Here is an 8062-nt window from a genome sequence, read left to right on the forward strand (position 1 = left end):
CCTCACTTTTTCGCATGCAGCTTGATTAATCCATCCGCAGCCACCAGGCGCTGGCCATCAGCCGAAATCAACAAGGGATTGATCTCCATTTCCTCGACAAAATCGCTCAGATCGGTGGCCATCCGGCTGATGCGGACCAGGATATCCGCCAGTTGATCAACATCCGCCGGCTTTTTGCCACGCGCTCCTTCGAGAATCTGGATTCCCTTGATCTCGCGGATCATCTCCCGCGCATCAGCGGGCGAAAGCGGACAGACACGGAAGGAAACATCCTTCAAGACCTCCACAAACACCCCGCCCAAGCCGAACATCAATGTCGGGCCAAAAGTGGCATCCTGGATGACGCCGAGAATCACTTCCCGGTCGGCTTCCAGCATCTCTTCCACCAGTACACCGTCGATGCGCGCACCCGGGGCATACTGCCTGGCGTTTGCAACAATGCGCTCGTAAGCCTGGCGAACCTCCTCGGGTGTACGGATGTTGAGCATGACCCCGCCCGCGTCCGTCTTGTGGAGGATATCCGCCGAAGCCACCTTCATCACGACGGGATAACCGATGTCCTCGGCCGCCTTGACCGCCTCATCCGCACTTGTCGCCAGCCGGGAGCGGCCAACCGGAATCCCGTAGGCGGCAAACAGCTGTTTCGCTTCGTACTCGTTCAGGTGCGTTTTTCCTGCCGCGATCTGCTGGCGCAGCTGCTCGCGGATCGCTTCCGCAGGCCCCGCCCCAGCCGGTTCACCAGCCGCCACGGCATGTGCCTGGCCAGCCTGCTTTTGAATCTGACGCCGCTTTTGATACTCCATGAGCAGGCGGATGGCGCCCACCGCGCGTGAAGGATCACGATAGGCGGGAATCCGGTAATCGGACAGCTTTTTCATCACCTCGTCGGAACCGGCGTACCAAGTGACGACTATCGGCTTGTCGGTCTGCCGGTACACCTCATGGATATCGTCAATCAGGCGCAGCGCCATGTGATCGACCAATCCAAAGAACACCAGTACGGCATCGATGTTTTCCGCCTTTGTGAGCGCCTCCAAAGAGGGCTTGAGGATCTCCGGCTTGCCCAGCACCTCGGCCGTGATGTCCACCGGATTGGCGGCCGAACCAAACGGGGGGATAAATGGCCGGATGCGGTCCTGATCCGCCGCGCTTAATTCAGGCACCTGAATGCCCAGATCCTCGCACTGGTCGCTGATCATGATCCCCGCTCCTCCGGAGAGCGTGATGACACCGAGCCGATCCCCCTTCACCATCCGCCCGCAGGAGGCCAGCATCAGAAAGTCTACCAGCTCCTGCATGTCCTTGGCCCGCAAAATGCCGTGCTGACGGAAAAAGGCATCGTATACCTGATCGCTGCCGGCGATGGAACCGGTGTGAGAGGCAGCCGCACGCTTTCCGACAGAGGAACGGCCCACTTTCAACGCGGCGACCGGTTTGTCCAGTCGGGCCGATTTTTCGGCCAACACCCGCAAATGTTCCGGATTCTTCACCGACTCCAGATAAAGCCCCACTACATTGACGGCGGGATCTTCGATGACATAAGAGGCCACTTCACTGACCTCAATATCCACCTCGTTGCCGGTGCTGACAAAGTAGCGAAATCCTGCCCCCTGCCGGTACGCTTCGCCATACGTCATCGAACCCAGCGCGCCGCTTTGCGTGATGAAGGCAATCGAGCTGTCCTTCACCTCATCCAGATCGCGCAACCGCTCCATCAGGCTGGCTGAAGTGACGACCAGTTTGTGGCTCACATCCACATACCCCAGACAGTTGGGTCCCAGGACGCGCAGCCCTGTCCGCTCGCAGAGACGGCGCATTTCTTCTTGCAGCGCCTTTCCTTCTTCCCCGGTCTCGGAGAAACCGGAACTGAAGACAACCGCCGTCTTTACCCCTTTTTCCGCGCATTCCTCAAGCAGGGGCATGACGTGCTTTGCGCCGACGATGATCAGCGCCAAATCCACCTCATCCGGCACGGCCGCCAGATTCGGATACGCTTTCAATCCAAACAATTCTTGATATTTTGGGTTGATTGGGTACACCTTCCCCGGATACCCGAATTTTAATAAAAACTGCGGAACTCGAGACGGAAATCCCGGCTTCGGAGACGCACCGATGATCGCGATCGAACGCTGATCAAACAGTGCATCCAATGGCATCTTTTGACTTTTCTGCAAGGTGTTTCCCTCCTGAGCAACGAAAAAATCATCCAACGATGTTTTTATAATATAAACATCGTTCACAACTAAAAATATCATACCATATTTTCCGTCTCGAGAACTATGTTTATGAAATCAAAAAAATTACGCCTCTTTTTTCTCAAAGATGAAAAAGGTCGCCGTCGCGTAACACAACATCTTCCCCTGGTCATCCATAAGCTCTGCCTGGCAGAGGGAGAGGGAGCGGCCGCGCTTAATCACCCGCGCCTTGGCTATCAGAAGCTGGCCCGTCGCAGGGCTGAGGTAGTTTACCTTCATTTCTGTCGTCACTGTAAATTCCTGTTCCGGCAAAAGACTGTTGACAGCTGCCGCCATACTGGCATCCAAAACCGTCGCCAGAATTCCCCCGTGCACATTGCCGTGCAATTGGGTGAACTCCTTTTTGACCGGCAGATGCACCTCCGATTCCCCGTTTTCCGCATGGACCAGGCGAATCCCCAAGTGGCCCCAAACCGGACCGGCTGTCAGTAATTCCATCCGTTGCTTCACGGTCTCCTTCGGGATCAACTGTTGTTTCAAGTCTTTCCACCTCGTCTTTATGATATGGTTTTCAACTCTTGACTCATTCGGCTGATGCGGATATGTTCCACGGCTTCAGGACGCCAGGTTACTCTCCCCGGTAATTCGGCTTGCGGCGCTCCTGAAAAGCCTTCAGTCCTTCCAGGCGATCCTTCGTGGGAATCAGCACCTGATACGCATTGGTTTCGATGGCCAGTCCCGTAACCAGATCCACCTCCAACCCGTGATCGATCGCATACTTGGCCTGCGCGATGGCCAGCGGTGCATTTTTCGCGATATCAGCCGCCAGACGGCGCGCCGCATCCAGAAGCTCCGCCGGCTCCACCACCTGGTTCACCAGCCCGATGGCCAGCGCCTCCTCCGCGTCCACGTGCCGGGCCGTGTAGATCAACTCTTTGGCCTTCCCCTTGCCGATGAGCCGCGGCAGTCGCTGCGTGCCGCCGCCGCCCGGAATGATTCCGAGGGACGTTTCCGTCAGCCCCATCTTGGCATGCCGCGACATGATCCGCAGATCACAGGCCAACGCCAGCTCTGTCCCGCCGCCAAACGCCACCCCGTTGATGGCAGCGATCACCGGCTTCGGCAAGCGTTCCAGTGTCAACAAGGTATCCTGAAGGGTTTTCAAAAACTGCAGCACCTGTTCCGGAGTCATCGTCTGCCGCTCCTTCAAATCGGCACCCGCGCAAAACGCTTTCTCCCCTTCGCCGGTGATGATCACGGCCCGGACAGATTTATCATCCGCCAGCCGCTCCAGCTCCTCCCTCAGGGACAGAACGATTTCCCGATTCAGGCTGTTGTATACCTCGGGACGGTTCAGTGTAATCAGACACAGATACTGTTCTTTTTCGACCCTCAAACTCACGCCGTTCACTCCTTTCAATGGCCGCTTTTCGTCGCCCGCGGCGGCAGGGAAAACTTAAAACCTATTATACAGAACCTTCACACAGGACAACAGATTGTTTCCATCATACCGGAAACAACAAACTCAGGCCGCAGACGATCATGCTGACCGTCAGCACCATCACGCCGGCAAACGGAAGGTTGCTGCGGGAGACACGAATCGGATCTTCCCGCATCATCGTCGCCAGCAGATTCACGTTGACCGTCAAGGGACTGGCAGGAACGCCGCCGACCGCGCCGGCGATAATCGCAAAAGCGAACCACTCCGGCCGGAGTCCGAGAGCTTGGTATGGAATCAGGTCTGCCAGCAACACCACCACCAGAGCCGGAAACAGCCCCAATTGGGAGCTGATGGTGGCGAAAAGAACGATGAACAGGATGAGCAACCATCCGACAGAAACGGACAACGCTTCAAACCAGTCGACCAAAAACTCCATATGCCCGGCTACGGTGAGCACCTGGGTAAAAAAGCCGACCGAAATGAAAAGCAAAAACTGCTGCACAAGCCCTAAAAGCCCCGTTGTCCCCTTGTTCCGGAGCTCCTGAACCAGCCGCTTGGGCTTCTTCAACAGCAAGGACCAGACGATGGAAAAGACCAGAATCAAAAGAATGACCGCATCCACCACCGGCACGTACACCCATTCATGCAGGGCAATGACCGTCAGGACAAAGAAGAAGATGACACCAAACACCGTCCCTACACGTCTCCAATGGCGTGACGCAATTCGGGTTTCACCCGAAGCCGGCATCACGTCAACCGCCGCCGCATGGCGTCTTACCCATCCCTTAATCATCCACATGTCCAGAATGACCATGAAAACGGAAAAGAAAAATCCCATGCCGATAACAATTCCCGGATTGGCCGGAATGCGCGACAGTGCGGCCCCAATGGCTGCCCCGACCGGGCTCCACATCATGGCCAGCGTGTGCCCCCGCGTATAGGCCGCAAAGGATATTTTATCCGCCACGTCTTTGGGGAACGGACGGGTCAGATGGTGAAACGTCGCGTAAGAGGCCACGATGGCGGCCACATTCATCAACGACGCCAGGATGTAGGTAAATGAAGAGACAACCAGGTAGGTCGAATGCGGCTTTCTCACCCGTTCCCGAATGATCAGCTGCGCCGAACGATGATAGGCCCCCATCGTAATCGGGATGGAGAACAGCGGCGCCACACACATCAACGTCAAAATGCCGGTCGTCGAACCAAAAAACTGCCAGATCTCACGCGCCGGCACCTGATTTCGCCACAAAATAAAAAAACCCCCCAGGAGAAAAACGCCGGAAATCAACCGGAACCAGCCACCGCTCCTGAAGAATCCAAGCAGCAAAATCACCATCGAAATCAAGGCAAAATAAAATGCCCATCCATCATCCGGACGTAACAGGATCTTCGCAAGATACCCCCATGTCACCAAGTGGATCAGGATAATCAGCAAGCCGTCGATCCACCGCTTCCATCCGTCTCTTTCTGCCTGCGTCTGACTCATTCGCTCTTCACTCTCTTTAAAATGATGTATGATGTATTTTCTATGTATCTTTGTGTCTTTAGCATATCCTGCGTATCTCTAATGATCTTTCCGCATCGCGCCACCAGACTGCGAAAAACAAAACCCCACGTTTCAAAAGATATATATGTTATTATAGTACAAAACGAAACAAAGTGAAAACACTGGAAACGAATACACCATGCTGCGCCAACCTTGGCCGCAGCAGAGAAGTGGCAGTTATATGTGGGGAGTCATAACTGCGCGCATTTGGCAAAAAGGCCTTCAGGCCCGTCCCATCATCAAACGCCGTTGTGGATCATGCTTTGAAACAAGGGAATTTTTACTTTCACGGTCATCCACGGAAACTGGTAACGAAAATCCAAGGTGCCCTGATGCTTTTTCACTGTTTCTGCAATCACATGCGTACCGATGCCATGCTTCCACCCATTGGCACTCCCTGCTTTGCTGGACGGCACCGGCTGTTTAAACAACGCGTCCACAATCTCTCTGGGGATCGGGAGCGTCGAATTGCGCACCTCCAACAGATACAACCCGCTGCGAACGGAAGTGAAAACTTCGATCTGCGCCTGGTGATGCTGCTGCGCATACCGGCAGGCCGCCTCCAATGCATTCTCCAACAAATTTCCGACCAGCTTCGTCTGGTCAACCAATCCCATCGGCAGGGCAGACAACGGAACTTCCAGTTCATATCTCACCTGGACATGATCATGTCGGCACGCCTCTAGCACATGCTTCAACAAAGAAGCCATATGGGCCTTTTCTCCTCTGTTCAGGACATTGATGCGCTGAAGCTCGCCATTGAGTTCATCCAGATACTGATCCAGGATCCCGCGTTCCTGTTGCCGGGCAAGGTTTTCGATGACGCGCATATGTTTGATAAAATCATGCCGTTCAGAGCGGATTTCATTGATCATTTGTTCCATGTGGATTTGCTGGTCAAGCAGCAGCCGGTTGGTATGTTCTAACTCGCGGGCCCGCTTCCGCCAACGGATGGTCTGCAAGATGAACCAGCCCAGGGAACTGACGAGCAGGGCAAATGCCAACCCAATCAAGAGATTGTCCATGAGCATGAAACCTTCCTAAAAATATTTGGCTTGAAATTCCTCCATCTTCTCTTTGGACATCATGGCAGTGTCTTTGGTTTGATAGAATGAAACCAGGTAAGAGTGCTTGGTATAAAGCGAAAAGTTTTTTACATAGTGAATGTTGATGATGAACGAACGGTGGGAACGAAAAAAGTCTCGTTCCACCAGCTTTTTCTCCAATTCATTGAGCGTCTGGTACGTGGTGTATTTTTCTCCGGTCGTGACAATGGTGGTGGTTCTGCCCGTTCGCTCAATAAAAATGATCTCGTTCTTTTTAATCTCCCGGTAGGCCTCCTCCGAACTTTGGGTAGCGAACACCATTTCGACGCCTTCGATTTGTTTCATGATCGCAACCATTTTCTCAAGATCAAGCCGTTCGTCATCCACCAGACCCACTCGGATCATTCGCACCATCCCCCCGTCAGCGCAGTGACCGCCCGACACCGATTGTACCATCCATCCTTATACAGATTGTACCATCCGTCATCGTGCGGGGAACGACGGCCATGCGCCGATTTGCGACCACAAACGGACGATTCACGACAACTTGGTAGACACTTTTTTCCTGTCCGGTACGATAGAAGTGGGTTTGTCACCGGAAGTGAGTTTGTCACCGGAGGGGCGAGTCGGTTGATCGAGGTCAAACAGGTAACCAAAATGTTTAAGAACAAGAAGGAACCCATCTATGCGACGAAGTCCGTTTCTTTTTCGATTCAAAAAGGGGAAGTGGTTGGCCTGCTCGGAGAAAACGGCGCGGGAAAAACCACCCTTCTCCGCATGATTGCCACATTGCTTGCGCCGACGCAAGGAAGCATTTCTGTGGCCAGCTATGACACGCGCAAACAGCCGATGGAGGTCAAAAAAAGCATCGGAGTGCTGTTCGGCGGCGAAACCGGATTGTATGAGCGTCTGACAGCAATGGAAAACCTCGAGTACTTTGCGATGTTGTACGGCATGAGCAAACATGAAACCAAGGTGCGGATCGAGTCGCTGGCCGTCAAGTTTGGGATGAAAGACTATTTGCACCGCCGCGTCGGCACCTTTTCCAAAGGGATGAGATAGAAAGTGGCCATTGCAAGAACGCTGATCCACAATCCGGAAGTCATCTTGTTTGACGAACCCACCACGGGATTGGACATCACATCTGCCAACATTTTCCGCCAATTGATTCACCAACTGAAAGGGGAAAGCAAAACGATCCTCTTCTCCAGCCACATCATGGAGGAAGTGCAGTTGTTATGCCAATCGGTCATCATGATCCACAAAGGCCGGTTGATCTATCACGGCTCCCTGCAACAACTTTATAAAAACGGGGAGGGTCTGGGAGGGGCAATAAAACCTACTCCTGTAGGGGTGGGATACATGAACCCCTCCCAGCAAACGTTTGTTCCATATTCCTTTCCCATGGTAACATAAGGACAAGGAAAGAAGGTGGAACAAATGCACAAGGCGTACCAGTTTCGCATCTACCCAAACAGGACGCAACGTGAACTCATCCATAAGACATTCGGATGTTGCAGATACGTCTTCAATCACTTCCTCGCCAAACGGAAGGAAGTGTATGAGGCGGAAGGAAAGACGCTTGGGTATAATGCCTGCTCCGCTTTGCTCACCTGTCTCAAGAGAGAGCTGGATTGGCTCAAGGAACCGGATTCCACGGCGTTGCAGACGGAACTGCGGCATCTGGATGATGCCTTCAAGCGTTTCTTCCAGGAGAAAAAGGGTTACCCACGCTTCAAAAGCCGGAAGAATCCGGTGCAATCCTACACATCCAAAAACAACAAGGGAACCATCGCCATCCAAGGAAACCGGATTCGTCTCCCAAAACTGG

6 protein-coding genes and 2 pseudogenes are annotated in these 8062 nt (G+C 53.7%); 2 read left to right on the forward strand and 6 right to left on the reverse strand.

What is annotated here, in order from left to right; translation table 11 throughout:
- Positions 1-2: 2 nt before the first annotated feature.
- The 6 genes from BAA01_16470 to BAA01_16495 all read right to left on the reverse strand — a co-directional run bounded on the left by BAA01_16470 (position 3) and on the right by BAA01_16495 (position 6636).
- On the reverse strand, positions 3-2156 hold the full coding sequence (locus BAA01_16470) for a hypothetical protein (protein ID OUM88904.1): 2154 nt from the start codon (positions 2154-2156) through the stop codon (positions 3-5).
- Positions 2157-2300: 144 nt separating this feature from the next.
- A complete protein-coding gene (locus tag BAA01_16475) occupies positions 2301-2693 on the reverse strand; it encodes a hypothetical protein (protein ID OUM88905.1) in 393 nt (130 codons plus the stop codon).
- Positions 2694-2823: 130 nt separating this feature from the next.
- Positions 2824-3597, reverse strand: a complete 774-nt coding sequence (locus BAA01_16480; GenBank protein ID OUM88896.1) for an enoyl-CoA hydratase — start codon at positions 3595-3597, stop codon at positions 2824-2826.
- A gap of 103 nt (positions 3598-3700) precedes the next feature.
- Positions 3701-5125 carry a hypothetical protein gene (locus tag BAA01_16485; GenBank protein OUM88897.1) on the reverse strand — a complete coding sequence of 475 codons (1425 nt, stop codon included), beginning with the start codon at positions 5123-5125 and terminating at the stop codon, positions 3701-3703.
- 299 nt (positions 5126-5424) lie between these two features.
- Positions 5425-6210, reverse strand: a complete 786-nt coding sequence (locus tag BAA01_16490) for a hypothetical protein (GenBank protein ID OUM88898.1) — start codon at positions 6208-6210, stop codon at positions 5425-5427.
- A 15-nt stretch (positions 6211-6225) separates the two neighbouring features.
- On the reverse strand, positions 6226-6636 hold the full coding sequence (locus BAA01_16495; protein OUM88899.1) for a hypothetical protein: 411 nt from the start codon (positions 6634-6636) through the stop codon (positions 6226-6228).
- Between the two features lie 225 nt (positions 6637-6861).
- Here BAA01_16495 and BAA01_16500 point away from each other — a divergent pair.
- Together BAA01_16500 and BAA01_16505 are read left to right on the forward strand one after the other, a co-directional pair.
- Positions 6862-7539 (forward strand): annotated as a pseudogene (locus BAA01_16500) (ABC transporter ATP-binding protein).
- A 132-nt stretch (positions 7540-7671) separates the two neighbouring features.
- A pseudogene (locus BAA01_16505) lies at positions 7672-8062 on the forward strand (transposase).

The organism is Bacillus thermozeamaize (assembly GCA_002159075.1).
GTDB classification, from domain to species: Bacteria; Bacillota; Bacilli; order ZCTH02-B2; family ZCTH02-B2; genus Bacillus_BB; species Bacillus_BB thermozeamaize.